We start from the raw sequence: 17,791 nt of genomic DNA, 5'->3' as shown, positions 1-17,791 counted from the left end.
GGACTAGGACGCGCGGGCGCGTCGGAGCCGCGCGACAGACGTCGCCACCACGATGAGCACGGCGGCGATGCCCGCGGCCACCGCGGCCGGCGTGGACCGCAGGTCCCCGCCCGTCCGCGCCACGACGACCCAGGCGAGACCCCACGCCATCGCCGCACCGATGGCGAGCCGTCCGCGCGTCCAGAGCGCGTACCCCACCCCGGCGACTCCGGCCACGGAGAGCGCGAGGACGGCCCACAGGTCGGCGGCCGGGGTCCGCGCGTCGGCACCCGCCGCCACCGCGACGGAGAAGGCGTTCGCGACCGTCGCGACCGTCACGCAGCCCAGGTAGAGCCCGATCGTCCCGTCGACGACGACACCCTCCACGATCCCCGTCGGCGCCCTCTCCTGCAGCCGGCGCACGGTCAGCACCAGCACCGCGAGGATCGCCACGATCACGACGACGCTCGCCTCGATGAGGTCCGCCTGCACGACGGCGATCCACCCGGCGTTCAGCACCATCGACGCCAGCACCAGCCAGCCGGTCCGCCGCGCCCGCGCGTCCGTGCGCTGGATGGGCAACGCCTGCCACACGGCGTAGGCGACGAGTCCGAGGTAGATCACCGACCAGATGCCGAACGCCGGCTCCCCCGGCGCGACGGGCGTCGCGTCGGCCGCGAGCGCTCCGTCGCCGACCTCCTGCTGCGAGGTCCCGCCGCCAGCACCGCTCCCCCAGAACCCGGCGAGGGTGGCGAGCAGAGCTCCGACGAGCACGACGACCTGGCGAACGACGTCGGACGGGCGGGCCGCGGCGGGCGCGGGTGCGGGCGGGGCGAGTGCAGCGGCCATGCTCCATCGTCACCGCTGCCCGGCAGGCACGCGACCGCGGCGGGAGCCGGACGCGCCCACCGGCGACAGGCGTCAGTCGCGCTCGCGCATGGCGCGGCGCTGCTGCTCGAGGGCCACGAGACGCCCGAAGGCCTCCTGGTAGGCCTCGGCGTCGACGGCCGGGTCCATGCGCTGCAGGCGACCCCGCTCGTCGGCGATCTGCCGGGTCAGGAGCAGGTCCACCAGCCCGGCGACGACGCCGCGCACGTACTCCTCGATGGCGGCCGGGCGGTCCTCGGGCAGGGGCGTCACGGCGAGCTCGGTGACCACGGCAGCCACGGGCCCCGCGGCCTCCTCGCGGACGCGCTCGAGCCACGCCGCGTCCGTGATCCCCCGGACGGCCACGACCCCACCGGCTGCCCGGATCGCCTCGTGCACGGCACGCAGCGCGGGGACGGTGAAGGCGTCGTCGGGCAGCGCGTCGAAGACGGCGGCCTCGACCTTGTTCGGGTGCTGGAGCACCGCCTCGAGGACGTTGCGCTGCAACCGGGCGACCGGATCCGCCCGGTCCGGTCCGTCCGGGCGCGCCCTCGACGGACCTCTCGAGGACGAGTCCGCGCGGTCGTCCGACTTGGGCCCGGGCACCACCGGCTCCCCCGGCCGGCTCGCCCGCGCATCGTCCCGTGCAGCATTGCCCACCGCGCGCGACGCCGACTGCACGGCCGACGCCACCGCCTCGTGCTCCATGCCGAGCCAGCCCGCGAGCATCCGCGTGTACTCCGGTCGCAGCGCCGTGTCGCGGATCCGCGCGACCACCGGGGCCGAGGCACGCAGCGCGTTCACGCGACCCTCGGCGGTGTTCAGGTCGTGCTGCGCGATCGTCGACCGGATGACGAACTCGAACAGCGGCTGGCGGCCCTGGACGAGCGCCACCACCGCGTCGGGGCCCTGCGCCTGCCGCAGCTCGCACGGGTCCATGCCGGTGGGCTCCACGGCGACGAACGTCTGCGCGTAGAACCGCTGGTCCTCGCCGAACGCACGCAGCGCCGCCTTCCGGCCGGCCTCGTCGCCGTCGAAGGTGAAGATGATCTCCCCGCCCTGCGACTGCCCGCTCGCCAGCTGCACGCCGCCACCGACCGCGGTGTCGCCCAGCAGGCGCCGGACGATGCGCGCGTGGTCCGACCCGAAGGCGGTCCCGCAGGTCGCGACGGCCGTCGGCACGCCCGACAGGTGGGCCGCCATGACGTCCGTGTAGCCCTCCACGACCACGACCTGCCGCCGCTTGGCGATCTCACGCTTGGCGAGGTCGATGCCGTAGAGCACCTGTGCCTTCTTGTACAGCGGGGTCTCCGGGGAGTTCAGGTACTTGGGCCCCTGGTCGTCGTCGAACAGTCGACGCGCGCCGAACCCGACGACGTCGCCCGTCACGTCCCGGATCGGCCACACCAGCCGCCCGCGGAACCTGTCGTACAGGCCCCGGTTTCCCTGGCTCATCAGGCCCGACGCCGTGAGCTCGGGCTCCGTGAAGCCCTTGCCGCGCAGGTGGCGCAGCAGCGCGTCCCAGCCCTGCGGGGCGAAGCCGACACCGAACTGCTCGGCCGCCGTGCGGTCGAAGCCGCGCTCCGCGAGGAACTGGCGCCCGGTCGCGGCGGCGGGCGTGAGGATCTGCTCCGCGTAGAAGGCCGCAGCGTGCCGGTGGGCCTCCAGGAGGCGCTGCCGCCGCCCGGGCTCCTCGCCGGGCCGGGCCGGGCCGCCCTCCTCGTAGCGCAGCTGCACACCCACGCGCGCGGCGAGGTGCTCGACCGCCTCCGTGAACCCCAGACCGTCGATCTTCTGGATGAACGAGATGACGTCGCCGCCCTCGCCGCAGCCGAAGCAGTGCCACAGGTTCACCGGCGGCCGCACGTGGAACGAGGGCGTGCGCTCGTCATGGAACGGGCACAGGCCCTTCATCGAGCCGACGCCCGCCGGCTTGAGCGTCACATGCTCGCCGACGACGTCCTCGATCTTCGCCCGCTCACGCACCGCGGCGATGTCCTCGCTCCGGATGCGTGCCACGCGGCGAGTCTAGGCGAGCAGTCGGACGTGCCAGTCCGCGGCGCTGACGTCGGTGAGGGACGCGACCTGGTCCACCACGACGCGCAGCCGGCCGTGGTCGTCCTCGGCCTGCGCCCAGTCCGCCGCGAACGCGGGCTCGAGGTGCTCGGGGCGTTCGAACAGCTCGGCGACGAGGTCCGTGAGGAGCCGGCGCTGGCCGGCGTACAGCGGCTCGGACTCGCGCGGTGCCATCACGAACGCCACCGCGAGCCCCTTGAGGACCGCGATCTCGCCGAGCGTGGCCTCGGGCACCACGAGGGCTGCGGCGTAGCGGGTCAGGGGACCGTTGCCGTACTCGGCGCGGGTCGCTTCGATCGCCGCGCCGCAGAACCGGCCGATGAGCCCGCTCGTCATGTCCTTCAGCGCGGCGAGCGCCCGCCGGGAGCCGTCGAACCCGGCCACCCAGGCACCCGTGCGCGGGAGGCGCGCCATCGCGGCCCGCAGGGCGCCCTCCCCGACGCCGTCGCCGTACCAGGTACGCACGGTGGCGACGACGCGGTCACGCACCTCGGCGTCCCCGAGCACGCCGAGGTCGAGCCGCCCGCCGACGACGGCGTCCTCGACGTCGTGCACCGAGTACGCCACGTCGTCGGCCAGGTCCATCACCTGCGCCTCCACGCAGCGCACGCCGTCGGGGGCGCCCTCGCGCAGCCAGGCGAACGCGGCCAGGTCGTCGGCGTAGACGCCGAACTTCGCGCCCGCCGGGGCGTCCTCGCCGCCAGTGCGGGGGAGGTCTCCCGCTCCCCAGGGGTACTTCACCGACGCGTCGAGGCTCGCCCGCGTGAGGTTGAGCCCGACGCTCGCCCCGGACTGCGGGTCGAAGACCTTGGGCTCCAGTCGCGTGAGGAGGCGCAGCGTCTGGGCGTTGCCCTCGAAGCCGCCGATGTGGCTCGTCAGCTCCGCGAGCGCGCGCTCCCCGTTGTGGCCGAACGGCGGGTGGCCCAGGTCGTGCGCGAGGCAGGCCGCGTCCACGACGTCGGGGTCGCAGCCGAGGGCCTTGGCGAGCTCCCGGCCCACCTGGGCCACCTCGAGCGTGTGCGTCAGCCGGGTCCGCACGAAGTCGTCGCTGGCCGGCCCGAGCACCTGCGTCTTGGCGCCGAGGCGCCGCAGCGCGGCGGAGTGCACGATGCGCGCGCGGTCGCGCTCGAAGGCGGTGCGCGCCGGTGACTTGGGCCCCTCCGGCACGCGCCGCTCGCGGTCCGCGTCCGAGTACCCCACGCCTGCTGCCACAGTCGCCACCCTAGCCACCGCCGGGCCGTGCGGCGGCCCGTCCGCACGGGGTCCGCGGGCGACCCTCAGGCCAGGCGCCAGACACCGACGAACGGGCCGTCACCGGGGACCCGGATGCCCCGCGCATCGTGCGTCAGGTCCGGCCCGTGCAGCGTCTGGACGGCGCCGGACGGGGCCAGGTGCGCGGGGAGCACGACGCCGGACCACGGCCCCCGCGCGGCCGCGACCAGCACCCGCTCCCCCGGCACCTCCCGCAGGTAGCCGACGGCGTCGGCCGTCGCCAGGACCCAGCGCAGACCGCCGTCCCGCAGGGCTCGCGCGTCCCGGCGCAGGCCGAGCAGCGACCGGTACGCCGCGAAGGTCCGCTCGTCACGCCGGTCCGGCCGGGCCCAGGGCATGGTCGTCCGGGCGTGCTCGCCGTTGACGCCCGTGGCGCCGTACTCGTCGCCGGCGAACACCATCGGCGCCCCGGGGTAGGTCGCCAGGAGCCCGGCCGCCACCTCGACGAGCGCGGGGTCGCCCAGCCGCGTACGGATGCGCGCGGTGTCGTGCGAGCCGAGCAGGTTCCACTGCTGGGCCGTCACCGCCCAGGGCACCCGTGAGGCGAAGTCGACCATCGAACGGACCATGGCGGCGCCGCCGCGCCGCGGCATCGGCATGGGGACCTCGGGCAGAGACCAGCCCTCGGGCGCGAGCCAGCCCCACAGCGGGCGCGCGAACGCCGAGTAGTTCATGACGGCGTGCCACCCGTCGCCCGCGAGATCCGCCGACGCGTCATGGAAGTGCTCCCCCACGAGGACCGCGTCGGGTCGCACCTGCGCCAGCGTCTCCCTCATCGCGCGCGCGACGGCGTGGGCCAGGTCGACCGCGCCGTGCCGGCCCGTCATGTTCGCGACGTCGACGCGCCAACCGTCGAGCTCGAACGGCGCCCGGAGCCATCGGCCGACGACGGAGTCCGGGCCCTCGAGGAGCCGCCGTCGCAGCTCCGCCGACCGGTGGTCCAGCTTGGGCAGCGACGCGTGCCCGAGCCAGCCGACGAAGCCGTCGTCGTCGCGGTGGTAGAAGCCCGCCTCGGGCGCGGCGGGATCCGCGCCCGCCCGGACGAACCACTCGTGCGAGGCGCCCGTGTGGTTCGTCGTGAGGTCGCCGACAACGTGCATCCGCCGCCGGTGCACCGCCGCGGCGAGCGAGACCAGCGCGTCGTCGCCGCCCAGCAGCGGGTCCACGTGCTCGAAGGTGGCGGCGTCGTACCGGTGCACCGAGCGCGCGGGGAAGAAGGGCGTGAGGTAGAGGACGTCGACGCCGAGCCGTTCGAGGTGGTCGAGGTGCGCCTCGATCCCCGCCAGGTCGCCGCCGAAGAGCTGGCGACCCGTCCGTGCGCCGTGCGCGGCGGGCTCCGCGTCCCAGTCCGCGGGTTCGGCCCACGCGGGGACCGGGCGCGCGGCCGCCCCGGGTGAGCGCGCGAACCGGTCCGGGAACACCTGGTAGACCGCTCCCTGCCGCGACCATGCCGGGGCCCGGCCGTGGACCGTGAGGCGGAAGTCGCCGTCGTCGGGCACGTCACGCGCGGTGAGACCCCGCGCCGTCAGCCAGCGCGCGCCCCGCGGATCGGCGACCAGGAACCGGTAGGAGGTCACTGGGTTGTGCACCTCGACCTCGGCGACGTACCAGGCGTCGACGTCGTCGTGGCCGTCCGGGCGCGCGACGGCGTAGCGCGGCTCGCCGTCGCGCACCACGCGCACGACGACGCCGTCGTCGCCCAGGGCGCCGGCTGCCGCGGCCGGCACGCGGACGCGCACCGGCACCCGGTCGCCGAGCCCGGGGACGCCGTCGGGGACGTGCATCGGGCCGCCGTCGTGGTGCGGGCGGTCGAGCAGGTGCGGGCGGTCGTACGGGTGCCGGTCGGCCTGCGCCGGCTGCGCCGCCGTCATCCCTTGACGGCGCCCGCGGTGAGGCCGCCCACGATGTACTTCTGCAGGAACAGGAAGAGGGCCAGCACCGGGATCGCCGCGAGGACCGCACCCGCCGCGAACAGCCCCCAGTTCGCCTCGAGGAGCGCCGACACCCACCCGTAGAGCCCGACGGCGAGGGTCCAGTTCGACTCCGACTGCAGGATCACCCGGGCGATGATGAACTCGCCGAACGTGCTGATGAACGACAGCAGCCCGACGACCGCCAGGATCGGCGAGACGAGCCGCAGGATGATCGTCCAGTAGATCTGCGTGTGCGAGGCGCCGTCGATCTTCGCGGCCTCGTCGAGCTCGCGCGGCACGGTGTTGAAGAAGCCGTACATGAGGAACGTGTTCACGCCGAGCGCGCCGCCCAGGTACACGCAGATGAGGGCGATCTTCGAGTTCACCCCCAGGGACGGCACGACGTTCCCGAGGCCGAGCAGCAGCAGGAAGATCGCGACGAACGCGAGCATCTGCGGGAACATCTGGATGACCAGCAGCGACGTCAGGCCCACCCGCCGGCCGGTGAAGCGGAAGCGGGAGAAGGCGTAGGCAGCGGACGCCCCCATGAGGACGGTGCCGATCGCGGTGCTGATCGCGATGAACAGGGTGTTGCCCATCCACGTCCAGAAGACGGTGTCGCCCAGCGCGGCGTAGTTCTCCGTGCTGATCTCGCTGAAGAGCGCGTTCGAGCCGGTCAGCGTGCCGCCCTCGGACAACGAGGCGGACACCACGTACACGAGCGGGAACGCCGCGTAGACGACGGCGACCACGCCGACGACGTGCCGCCAGCCGATCTCGGTGAACCACCGGCGGGTGCTCATGCGGTGCCGCTGCGGCGGGGCCTCGCCTGCGGACGCGGCGCGCGGGACGGACGCGGCGACAGGAGCCGGAGTGGCCATCTCAGCTCATCTCCTCGAGCTTGCGGGTCTGGCGGAAGGCGAGCGCCGAGACGGTCGCGACGATGACGAAGATGACGATCGACAGGGCGCTCGCGAGGCCGTAGTTCTTGGGCGCCGACCCGTCGATGCCGGAGACGTTGTAGACCATCGAGATCAGGATGTCGGTGTGGCCCAGCGGCACTGACGCGTCGGTGAACCGCGGCCCACCGTTGGTGAGCATGTAGATCAGCGTGAAGTTGTTGAAGTTGAAGGCGAACGAGGAGATCAGCAGCGGTCCGGTCGCCACCAGCAGCAGCGGCATCACGACCGAGCGCCACGTGCGGAAGCGGCTGGCGCCGTCCACCTTGGCGGCCTCGAGCAGGTCGTGCGGGATCGCCTGCAGCGCGCCCGTCGTGATGAGGAACATGTACGGGAAGCCCAGCCACAGGTTGACGCCGAGCACCGAGAGCTTGGCGAGCCAGGGGTCCGTGAGCCAGCCGATCTCCGCGCCACCCAGCAGCACCTCGTTGATGAACCCGAACCGCCGGTTGAGCAGGCCGGACCACAGCAGGGCGGCGAGGAAGCCCGGGATCGCGTACGGCAGGATCATCAGCGTCCGGTAGATCTTGCGTCCCCGCATGCGGGGGTCGTTGAAGACCATCGCGAGGAACAGACCCAGCAGGAACGTCGTGACGACGGAGAGCAGGGCGAACGCGAAGGTCCACGCCAGGATCCGCACGAACGGCCCGGCGTAGCGGTCGTCCGCGAACGCCGTCGAGAAGTTGTCCAGGCCGACGGCGACGCGCCAACCCACGCCCAGGGTCGAGCCGTCCTCGGCCTCGAACAGCCCCTCCGCGTTGGGCCGGTAGACCGTGCCCGTCGTGAGGTCGGTCATCGTGTCGGCCGCGGCGTCGTACTCCAGCGACGGCCGGTAGGAGTACCCGGTCCGCGCGTCCTGCGTCCGCACCGAGCCCGCCTCCGGGTCGTCCGACACCGGCACCCGCAGGGTGGTGACGTCCGCCTGGCGGGCCAGGATCTCGGCGCGCGGGAGCAGCGTCCACCCCGGCACGTCGGTGATGGCGCTGCCCTCGACGACGGCGCCGTCCACGGGTTCCAGGGGCTGCTCGGCGGTGCCGGCGAGCACCTCGCCGTCACGCACGACGGCGAAGCCGAGGTTCCCGTCGCCGTCCTGGATCACGGCCAGGGGCAGACCCGCGCTCCCCTCGACGCGCCGCTCGTTCTGCGCGAGGAGCGCCGAGATGGCGTCCTCCTTGGTGGAGTTGTGCCCGTCCCCGTAGTTCGTGAACGCGACGTAGCCGGTGTAGAGCACGACGTAGATCTGGTAGACGAGCAGGAACACGAGCCCGGGCAGGATGTACTTCATCGGGAGCGAGCGCCGCGAGAAGTAGACGTAGTCGGCGACCACCACCAGGGCGACCATCGACCAGAGGATCCCGAACGAGCCCTCCGCCCAGGCGGCGAGCACGACGTAGGCGCCGAACGCGTTGACCAGCGCCATCAGTGCGATCTTGACGATCAGCCCGCGGGTGCTGCCCGCGGCGTGCGGCTCACGGAGCCGGCGGGCGCCGCGCGCCTGCCCGGGCGGCGCCCCGCCGGGCGGCGCGGAGGTCGAGACGACCGACGTGGGCTGCGACGTGCTCATGGGTGAACTCCGCACCGTTGCGTTGGTCCATCGGGGCTGGTGCCCGGCGTCGCGGGCTGAGGCGGCGGACGTCGCCGCGGGCACCCCTCGGGTGGAGCGGCGACTGGGCCGCTCCACCCGAGGGCGCTACGTGCTCAGGCCGCGTCGAGCGCGCCCTGGATGTCGGTCGCCATCTTGTCCCAGGTGGCCACCGGGTCGGCGCCGTTGAGGATGTTCGCCTCGGTGACGCCCCAGAACTCCCACACCGCGCCCATCTCGGGGATGGACGGCATCGGCACGGCCTCGGCACCGACGGCCCGGAAGCCCGCGGTGATCGGGTCGGACGACGCCGCGTCGGCGGCGGCGATGAGGGCCGGCGGACGGTCGCCCGCCTCGTACAGCGCGAGCTGGGCCTCCTCGGTCGCCATGTAGTTGACGAGGAAGTCGTTCGCGAGCAGCGCGTTCTCGCTCTGCGCGTTCACGTAGAAGCCCTGCACGCCGACGAACGGCTGCGCCGGCTGGCCACCGGCCGACGGGATCGGGTCGATCGCCAGGTCGAGGCCCTCGAAGGAGCCGAGCATCCACGGCCCGCCGATGATGAACGGCGACTGGCCGTTCTTGAACGCCTCGACCGCGATGTCGTAGGTCACGGCCGTGTCGAGGGTGCCGGCAGCGCCCTGGGCGGCCAGCCACGTGGCGAACGCCTCGCCGGGCGCGCCGCCGAGCGCGAGCTCGGCCGTGTAGGAGCCGTCGTCGTTCTGGACGAAGACGGGTGCGCCGAACGAGGTCTGCAGCGGGTAGGCGGTGTAGGGGTCACCGGTCTCGCCCACCTGGAGCAGGATCGGGAACTGCGTGCCGGCCGCCTGGCCCATCGCGACGGCCTCGTCCCACGTGGCCGGGGCCTGCGGCGCGAGCGCGGTGTTGCGGATGAGCGCGATGTTCTCGACCGCGTACGGCAGGCCGTAGATCTGGCCGTCGTAGGTGAACGCGTCGAGCGCGACCTGCTCGAACTCGCTCGCCTTGTCGCCCAGCTCGATCGGGGCGACGACGCCGTTCGCGGTGAGCTCACCCAGCCAGTCGTGGGCGCCGACGGTGATGTCGGGGCCCTCGCCGGTCGGGACCTGCGCGTTGAAGTCGGCGCGGATGTCCTCGAAGTTCTTCAGGACGATCTCGACGGTGGTGCCCGTCGCCGCCTCGTAGTCGGCGGCTGCGGCCTCGACGGCCGCCTGGCGGGTCTCGTCGACCCACACCGTGATGCTGCCGCCATCGGTGGCAGCGGTGGTCTCGGGGGCCTCGCTCTCGGCCGGCTCCTCGGTCCCGTCGCCTCCGCAGGCGGCAAGGGTGAGCGCGGCGCTGAGAGCGACCGCGGTCAGCGTGATGCTCCGTCGCATCGGGGTCTCCAAACGACTCGTGGTCACGGCCCACGGGCGCCGGGCGGCCCCCGTCGGCCCTGTTGCGGGAAACGTAACCCCGGGGTTGCCGCTTCTGCAAACCCTTGCGGTAACTTTCAGGTATCACTTGCCGACGGACGGCTGGGTGGCGTGCCAACAAGGAGGTCGAGGTGTCCTCTACGCTGCGGCACGTGCGCACCCGACTGAAGGATCTGGCTGATCAGGCCGGTGTGAGCACCGCGACGGTCTCCCGCGTCCTGAACGGCAAGCCGGGTGTCGCGGCCGAGACGCGCAAGGCCGTCCTGGCCGCTCTGGACGTCCTCGGATACGACCGCCCGGAGAAGTTGCGCAACAGACCGCAGGGCCTGGTCGGCCTCATCGTGCCCGAGCTGGACAACCCGGTGTTCCCGGCCCTGGCGCAGGCCATCGAGACGACGCTCGCCGACCGCGGCTACACGCCGCTGCTGTGCACGCAGTCCCCCGGCGGCACCACCGAGGACGAGTACGTCGAGATGCTCATCGAGCACGGCGTCGACGGCATCGTCTTCGTCTCCGGGCGGCACGCGGACACGTCGGCCTCCACCGAGCGCTACCACCGGCTGCGCGGGCGCGGGCTGCCGATCGTCTTCGTCAACGGCTACGCGGCCGGCGTGGACGCGCCGTCGGTCTCGACGGACGACGCCGTCGCGATCAGCCTCGCCGTCCGGCACCTCGTCAGCCTCGGGCACCGACGGATCGGCCTCGCCGTCGGGCCGGACCGGTACGTGCCCGCGCGGCGCAAGATCGCCACGTTCGCCACCCTGCTCGACCAGCGCGAGCCCGGCGCGGACGTGACGCCGCACGTGGTCTCCACCCTGTTCACCGTCGAGGGCGGCCAGGTCGCCGGGGGCGAGCTCATCGACTCCGGGCACACCGCCATCATCTGCGGCTCGGACCTCATGGCGCTCGGCGTCATCCGGGTCGCCCGTTCCCGAGGGCTCAGCGTCCCCGACGACCTCTCGGTCGTGGGCTTCGACGACTCGCCCCTCATAGCGTTCACCGACCCGCCACTGACGACGGTGCGCCAGCCGGTCGTGAGCATGGGCAAGGCCGCCGTGAGCGCGCTCGTCGCCGAGATCGCCGGCCAGCGCGTGTCGCGCACGGAGCTGCTCTTCCACCCCGAGCTCATCGTCCGGTCGTCGACCGCCCCCGCACCCGCAAGGACCTCTGCCCCGGCAGACTCGGCCATCGGTTCCTAGGCTGGACCCGACCGGCTGACGGCGCACACCCGCGCCGGCGGCCGCGGAGCCTGCACCCTACCCACCCGGGAGAGTCGTGACCTCGATCCTGTCCGCCCTCGCACAGCCGTCCACCACCACGACCCTCGTGCACCGGGCGCACGCCGGTTCCGCACAGTGGTGGCGCTCGGCGGTGATCTACCAGGTCTACCCGCGGTCCTTCGCCGACGGGAACGGCGACGGCATCGGCGACATCCCCGGGATCACGGCCCGCCTCAAGCACCTGGTCCGCCTGGGTGTCGACGCGATCTGGCTCTCGCCCTTCTACCGCTCCCCCCACCACGACGCCGGCTACGACGTCGCCGACTACCGCGACATCGACCCGGTCTTCGGCACGCTCGCGGACGCCGACGCGATGCTCGCCGAGGCCCACCGGCTCGGCCTGCGGGTGATCGTCGACCTGGTGCCCAACCACACCTCGTTCGAGCACCCGTGGTTCAAGGCCGCCCTCGCGGCCGGTCCCGGCAGCCCGGAGCGCGCGCGCTACATCTTCCGCGACGGCAAGGGGCCCGAAGGGGCGCAGCCGCCGAACGACTGGCGCTCGGCCTTCGGCGGCTCCGCGTGGACGCGGGTGACCGAGCCGGACGGCGCCGCGGGCCAGTGGTACCTGCACCTGTTCGACGAGTCGCAGCCCGACCTGGACTGGACCAACCCCGAGGTGCACGAGGAGTTCCGTTCCGTCCTGCGGTTCTGGCTGGACCGCGGCGTCGACGGGTTCCGGGTCGACGTCGCGCACGGCCTCGTCAAGGAGCCCGGGCTGCCCGACTTCCCCGCGCCGACCGCCGCCGTCACGCCGCCGCACGAGGGCACGCACGGCTCCGAGGACGGCGCGACGGGCGCCGGCTCGCTCGGCCCGATGTGGGACCAGGACGGCGTGCACGACATCTACCGCGAGTGGCACCAGGTGCTCGCGGAGTACGACGGCGACCGCGCGCTCGTCGCCGAGGCGTGGGTGGAACCGCTGACCAGGCTCGCCCTCTACGTGCGACCGGACGAGATGCAGCAGGCGTTCAACTTCTCGTTCCTGACCTCGTTGTGGACGGCGCCGGCCCTGCGCGGCGTCATCACCGAGTCGCTCGTGACGAACGACGGCGTCGGCGCGCCCACCACCTGGGTGCTGTCGAACCACGACGTCGTCCGGCACCCGTCGCGCCTCGGCCTGGCGGTGCCCGGCGGGAAGCCGGAGGGCATCGGCGTCGGCGACCCCCAGCCGGACGAGGAGCTCGGCCTGCACCGCGGGCGCGCGGCGAGCCTGCTCATGCTCGCGCTCCCGGGCTCGGCCTACCTGTACCAGGGCGAGGAGCTCGGCCTGCCCGAGCACACCACGCTCGACGACGACGAGCGGCAGGACCCGACGTGGTGGCGGTCCGAGCACACCAGCCGGGGCCGTGACGGCTGCCGCGTCCCGCTGCCGTGGGAGGCCGACGCCCCCGCGTTCGGGTTCTCGTCGACGGGCCGCAGCTGGCTGACACAGCCGTCGTCCTGGGCGCGGTACGCGCTCGACCGGCAGCGATGCGTCCCCGGGTCCACCTTCGAGATGTACCGCGCGGCGCTCTGCCTGCGCCGCGAGTACCACCTCGGCTCGGGCTCCCTCGGCTGGGTGGACGGACTGGCCGACGGTGCCTCGGACTCCCTCGTCGCCTTCGTCAACCGCGAGGTGCTCGTGGTGACGAACGTGGGGAGCGAGGCGGTCGTGCTCAAGGGCACGGACCTCGAGGTCCTCGTCTCCTCGGCCGACCTGCCGGAAGGCCAGGCCGGAGGCGCCGAGGTCGCGGTCCCGCCGGACGTCACCGTCTGGGTGCGTCGGCGCGAGGCCTGACGCCACGCGCGGTCACGGGGCGAGCAGGACGGTCCCGTCGCTGGAGGACACCAGCACCCCGGCGCCGCTGCCGACGAGGCCCACGCCGTCCGCGCCGACGCCGCCGAGCGGTACCTGCCACCGCACGACACCCGTGCCGAGGTCGCGGGCCACGAGCACCATCCCCGCACCTGCGCGCTCCGTCACGACGACCACGTCGCCGTCGGTGAGCGCGGTCGGGGACCAGCCGATGCCGTCGACCGCGTCCTGCCACACCACGTCCCCGCTGTGGACGTCCAGCGCGACGACCTTGCCCGCACCGGCCGTGACCAGGATCCCGTCGACCTGGACGAGCGGCTCCATGCCCGCCATCCGGCCACCGGACCAGAGGTCGGCGCCCGACGCCGGGTCGACGGCGACGACCTCGCCGCGCCCGCTCGCCGCATCGGTGCTCGAGCTCGGGCGGCGCAGCAGCAGCACCCCCGGTTCTGAGCCGTCCGTCACGGCGGGGAGCCATGGAACGCCGTCGAGCTCGACGACGCCGCCGCCGTCGGCCGGGACGACGCGCGAGACACCGGTCCCGAAGGCCCTGGCGTCGAAGTCCCACTCGACGCGGGCACCACCGGGCAGCGTCGCGGCCATGGTGTAGAGCACCCCGTCGCGAGCCGCCTCGGGCTGCGGCTCGCCCGTCGCGAGGTCCAGGGGGACGGAGCCGACGGTGCCCACGCGGAGGACGTCCGTCTCGACGTGGAACACCCAGCCGGTCCGGTCGATGCGCTCGAGCGGCTCGGGCAGACGCTGCGTCCAGACCTCGCGGGCGACCTCGTCCGGGCCCCCGGGCAGGGCCCACCGCGACACCACGACGGCGCCCTCCTGGTCGAGCGAGGCGACCACGACGTCCGGCCCCGCCAGCTCGACGCCCAGGACGTCGGCGGGCGTGGGGACCGTCGCGACCTCCGCGCCGGTCGTCGCGTCCAGCAGGGTGACGCTCGTCGGCTCGCCCACGACGACGCGGTTCCCCTCCACGGTGGCGAAGAAGCGGTAGCAGGCGACGAGCTCGACCGGGGCAGCGTCGAGCGCCGGGCGGCCCGGCGCGCTCTGGGCGCTCAGCGTCCGGCACGTCTCGTCGTCGGCGGTCGGTCGCGTCCAGAGCTGCTCGCCCGTGCGCAGGTCGACGCCCGTCAGGCGCCAGTCGCGGGGCGTGAGGAGCACGACGACCTCGCGGCCGACCGCGTCCACCTGGGCACCGTCGACGCTCCACGCCTCCTCGAGCGGCCCGTCGAGCGGCGGCAGCAGACCCTGGACACCCGCGAGGGCTTCGCGCCGGTCTCGCTCCCGGCGCTGGTCGTCCGCCGTCATGACGGCCGAGGTCACGACCACGGCGGCGACCACCGCGAGTCCCGCGGCGACGAACCAGAGCCGGCGGCGACGCGCTCGTCGGGGCTCGCCCGTGCCGCTCGCGGGCCGGTCGCCCGGGCCCTCGTCGAGCTCGACCTCCACGGCGTCGCCCGCCGCCCCGCCCCCACTCACGGGTCGACCCTAGCGAGCGGGCCCCGCCCGGGGGTCAGCGCAGCGCGACCAGCCCGGAATCGGTGAGGACGAGGACCGTCCGTCCGTCGACCTCGTCGACGGAGACGACCTCGCCGGGCAGCGCCACGTCCCACGCCTGCTCCCCCGTGGTCAACCGGCGCGCCACCAGGCTGACGCCCCCGTCGCCGTCGTCGGACGGCAGCAGGACGACGCGACCGTCCGTCACGGCGTCCCACGTCCGCGACCCGCGCGCGACCTCGTGCTGCCACAGGCGCAGACCCGTGCCGACGTCGAGCGCGACCGCCGACGACGGCGAGACGGCGATCACGACGCCGCCCGCCTGGACCGAGGCCTCGAGCCACGGCACGTTGGCCAGGTCCCAGCGCACCCGGCCCGAACCGGCGTCCACGCCGAGGAGGTGCTTGTCCGAGGTCCGCCGCACGACGACGACGTCCGACGCCGACCCGTCGCGCACGGGTGCCAGCCACGGCAGCCCCGGCACCTCGAACCGCACCCCGGCCTCGCGGTCGACGATGACGACGTCCTTCGGTCGCCCGAAGTGGTCGCGGCCCCAGCGGGCTTCCCGACCGCCGGGCAGGTCGAGGGTCTCGGGCGCGGCTCCCGCCGCGGCGGAGGCCTCCCGCTGCCCCGTGACCGCGTCGAACGTCAGCCGCCGCTCCCGGGAGCGGAAGGTCACGGTGGCGTCGCCGGTCTCGTGCGACCAGTCGGCCGCGGAGCTCAGCTCGGCCGGTCCGTCCGGGCCGGCGCTGAACGCAAAGGCGTCGAGGCCGGAGAGCGGCTCCCAGCCGCGGATCGTGACCGCCGTCCCGGCCGTCCCCGTCAGCACGACCAGGCCGTCCACGACGTCGGCCGCGGCCCAGCCGTCGCCCGTCAGCGCCCGGAGCTCCGTACCCGAGGACGCGTCGAGGACGCTCACCCCGCCCGGGTCGGACGCCGTCGCGACCCGCAGGCACACCGCGACGGCGACGACCGGCAGGTCCTCCGGTGTCGTGCTCAGCGGGTGGCACTCCTCGCCGGTGCGCTGCCACCGGACGGCGCCCGTCTCCAGGTCGACCGCGGTGAGCGATCCGGCGTCGGCGCCGCTGCCCGGCCCGCCGTCGCCGCCGGCCAGCAGGACCGTGGTGGAGGTGCGCGCCACGGGGCGTCCGGCGTCGCTGCGCCACGCGACGGCCATGGGCTGCGCGATCGGGTCGAGGTAGCCCGGCAGGCCGGCGAGCGCAGCCAGCCGGCTCTCGTCGCGCCGCTCCTCCGCCTGGTTGAGCCCCCAGCTCGCCAGCGCGACCACCGCGAGCGCGCCGACGGCGGACCAGAGCCGACCCCGGGAGGCGCGGACGACCTCGGGAGCCGCGGTGCCGCCGTCGTCGGCGGGCGGTCCGTCGGCCGAGCGGCGCGCGCGACGACCACCCGGGAGCAGTCGGCCATCGAGGTCCTCGACCAGCTCCACGTCGACGCGCTGCGGGTCCTCCGCACCGGACCGCATGAGCCAATGTAGATCGGCGACGGCGTCAGCGCGACGGTCGGTCTCAGTCCGCGGCACGCCCGCGTGACCGGCTACCGGTAGTAGACGAGCTCCGTGTCGTTCCCCACGAGCACCCCGTCACCGACCACGTTGAGCAGCTGGATGTTGGACAGGGTCGGCACGCGCCAGGTCTCGGCCCCGCTACGGATCTCCCGCGCGACCAGGCTGGTGACGGCGCCGTCCGTCGTCGGCAGGACGACGCGCGACCCGTCCGTGACCGGGGAGACGGCGCCCGACAGCGTCGCGCGGTGCTGCCAGAGCTCCTCGCCGGTCCGCAGGTCGACGCCGGCCGCGTACCCGGAGCCGGCCACCGCGACACCGTCGACCTGGACCAGCGCGGTGGACCACCGCATCGGCACGGTCCAGAGCTCGTCACCGGTCACCACGTCCAGCGCGCTGAGGCTGCCGCCCGTCCCGTTGTCCCCGGTGCTGCCGACGAGGATGCGATCGGGCAGCGAGCCGTCGGTGTACCAGGGTGACCACAACCCGCCCGGCGCCTCGAACCGCTCCGTGCCGTCGGGGCCCGTCACCGTGACCGAAGGGTCACCGACGACGTAGCTCACGCCGTCCTCCTGCAGGATGTCGCCGTAGCTCATGTCGACGCGGGTCCCGTCCGGCAGGACCTGCCATCCACCGCTGGCCGTCGGCAGCTCGACCTCGGCCGTCGTCGGCTCGCCGGTGTCCATGTCGATCGCCTCGACCAGCCCGCCACCGGGCGCCAGGAGGAGCACCGTGCCGTCGTACAGCGACGGCCACGCCCCGGCGTAGTAGCCGTCGTCGTCGACCGCCATGACCTCCGTGGTCGTCGACCAGACGGGCGGTCCTCCCGCGAGCGGTCGCCGCGTGAGCTGGATCGCGCCCTCGGGCGTGACCGTGGCCGCGACGAGATCCTCCTCGACGGGGTCGAACGTCACGAGCGCCCCGGGGAGGTCGACGCTGGCGAGCTCCGCGCCGCTGCGCACGTCGAGCACGGTGAGCGTCGACTGCTCCCCGGCGGCGGGCAGCTCCCCGCCGAACCCAGGTCCCGACGAGCAGATGAGCATGCTCGCGTCCGGAACCCCGCCGCCGGCCGCCGCGAAGGCGAAGGCGACCATGGCCTCCTCCGACGTCAGGTCCGACCACTGCGGGTTCCACTGGCTGCACCAGCCGTCGCCCGGCTCGGTGCGCTCCCACGCCACCTCGCCGGTGGCGGTGTCGACGGCACGCCACACGTTCACCCCACCGACCTGGTCCCAGGTCTGCAAGACCATGACCTCGGACGTCGTGGCCATCGGCCAGCCGCCGCCCGGCAGGCGCCAGACCTCCTCCAGCGGCGCGCTCAGGTCCACGAGCGGCATGCCTCGCTCGGCCAGGGCGTCCCAGCGGGCCTCGGCGCGCCGTTCGTCGAGCGCGGTCAGCACTCCCCCGGTGACCGCGAGCGCCAGCACCACCCCGGCGCCCACGGCGAGGAGCACCCGCCGACGACGGCGGTGCGCCCGCGCCTCGGGCGTGGGGTCGCCCCCGGAGCCGCCCGGGCTACCCGGGTCGCCCGACGGGTCGTCGCCCGGGGCGACCGCGTGGAGCGGCGGCCGGAGCGCGTCGGGGCTGTCGACCTCGACCAGGTCGACCGGGACGGTGTCGCCCTCGCCGCCGCGCACGTGGCGACA

General features: G+C 74.1%; 12 protein-coding genes. 2 read left to right on the top strand and 10 right to left on the bottom strand.

Annotated elements, in window-relative coordinates; genetic code table 11:
* Positions 1-3: 3 nt before the first annotated feature.
* The 7 genes from AFE02nite_RS01590 to AFE02nite_RS01560 all read right to left on the bottom strand — a co-directional run bounded on the left by AFE02nite_RS01590 (position 4) and on the right by AFE02nite_RS01560 (position 10,000).
* Positions 4-828 (bottom strand): tryptophan-rich sensory protein, encoded by an 825-nt coding sequence (locus AFE02nite_RS01590; protein ID WP_034243441.1) that lies wholly within the window; start codon positions 826-828, stop codon positions 4-6.
* A gap of 72 nt (positions 829-900) precedes the next feature.
* Complete coding sequence (gene dnaG, locus AFE02nite_RS01585) at positions 901-2,865, bottom strand: DNA primase (RefSeq protein ID WP_034243444.1); 1,965 nt, start codon at positions 2,863-2,865, stop codon at positions 901-903.
* A 9-nt stretch (positions 2,866-2,874) separates the two neighbouring features.
* On the bottom strand, positions 2,875-4,143 hold the full coding sequence (locus tag AFE02nite_RS01580; RefSeq protein WP_034243447.1) for a deoxyguanosinetriphosphate triphosphohydrolase: 1,269 nt from the start codon (positions 4,141-4,143) through the stop codon (positions 2,875-2,877).
* A gap of 56 nt (positions 4,144-4,199) precedes the next feature.
* Positions 4,200-6,065: a glycoside hydrolase family 13 protein gene (locus AFE02nite_RS01575; protein WP_186814443.1), complete on the bottom strand. Its 1,866-nt coding sequence runs from the start codon at positions 6,063-6,065 to the stop codon at positions 4,200-4,202.
* Complete coding sequence (locus tag AFE02nite_RS01570) at positions 6,062-6,910, bottom strand: sugar ABC transporter permease (protein WP_261765361.1); 849 nt, start codon at positions 6,908-6,910, stop codon at positions 6,062-6,064. The genes AFE02nite_RS01575 and AFE02nite_RS01570 overlap by 4 nt, the downstream gene beginning before the upstream one ends.
* 79 nt (positions 6,911-6,989) lie before the next feature.
* Entirely contained in the window at positions 6,990-8,630 is a 1,641-nt protein-coding gene (locus AFE02nite_RS01565; protein WP_034243453.1) for an ABC transporter permease subunit, read from the bottom strand.
* Between the two features lie 134 nt (positions 8,631-8,764).
* Positions 8,765-10,000 carry a sugar ABC transporter substrate-binding protein gene (locus tag AFE02nite_RS01560; protein ID WP_034243456.1) on the bottom strand — a complete coding sequence of 412 codons (1,236 nt, stop codon included), beginning with the start codon at positions 9,998-10,000 and terminating at the stop codon, positions 8,765-8,767.
* 191 nt (positions 10,001-10,191) lie between these two features.
* Here AFE02nite_RS01560 and AFE02nite_RS01555 point away from each other — a divergent pair, with 191 nt between their 5' ends.
* Both AFE02nite_RS01555 and AFE02nite_RS01550 read left to right on the top strand, forming a co-directional pair.
* Positions 10,192-11,238 carry a LacI family DNA-binding transcriptional regulator gene (locus AFE02nite_RS01555; RefSeq protein WP_186814442.1) on the top strand — a complete coding sequence of 349 codons (1,047 nt, stop codon included), beginning with the start codon at positions 10,192-10,194 and terminating at the stop codon, positions 11,236-11,238.
* A 76-nt stretch (positions 11,239-11,314) separates the two neighbouring features.
* Positions 11,315-13,096: a glycoside hydrolase family 13 protein gene (locus AFE02nite_RS01550; RefSeq protein ID WP_146818965.1), complete on the top strand. Its 1,782-nt coding sequence runs from the start codon at positions 11,315-11,317 to the stop codon at positions 13,094-13,096.
* Positions 13,097-13,108: 12 nt separating this feature from the next.
* Here AFE02nite_RS01550 and AFE02nite_RS01545 read toward each other — a convergent pair whose 3' ends face one another.
* The 3 genes from AFE02nite_RS01545 to AFE02nite_RS01535 are packed head-to-tail and all read right to left on the bottom strand — an operon-like array spanning position 13,109 to position 17,782.
* Positions 13,109-14,605 (bottom strand): outer membrane protein assembly factor BamB family protein, encoded by a 1,497-nt coding sequence (locus AFE02nite_RS01545; RefSeq protein ID WP_146818964.1) that lies wholly within the window; start codon positions 14,603-14,605, stop codon positions 13,109-13,111.
* Between the two features lie 34 nt (positions 14,606-14,639).
* On the bottom strand, positions 14,640-16,163 hold the full coding sequence (locus AFE02nite_RS01540) for an outer membrane protein assembly factor BamB family protein (protein WP_146818963.1): 1,524 nt from the start codon (positions 16,161-16,163) through the stop codon (positions 14,640-14,642).
* Between the two features lie 14 nt (positions 16,164-16,177).
* Positions 16,178-17,782, bottom strand: a complete 1,605-nt coding sequence (locus tag AFE02nite_RS01535) for an outer membrane protein assembly factor BamB family protein (protein WP_034243468.1) — start codon at positions 17,780-17,782, stop codon at positions 16,178-16,180.
* Positions 17,783-17,791 lie beyond the last annotated feature (9 nt).

Source organism: Actinotalea fermentans (genome assembly GCF_007991475.1).
Classification (GTDB): Bacteria; Actinomycetota; Actinomycetes; order Actinomycetales; family Cellulomonadaceae; genus Actinotalea; species Actinotalea fermentans.
The sequence above is the reverse complement of the archived record's forward strand: the minus strand, read 5'-3'. Positions and strand labels throughout refer to the sequence as shown.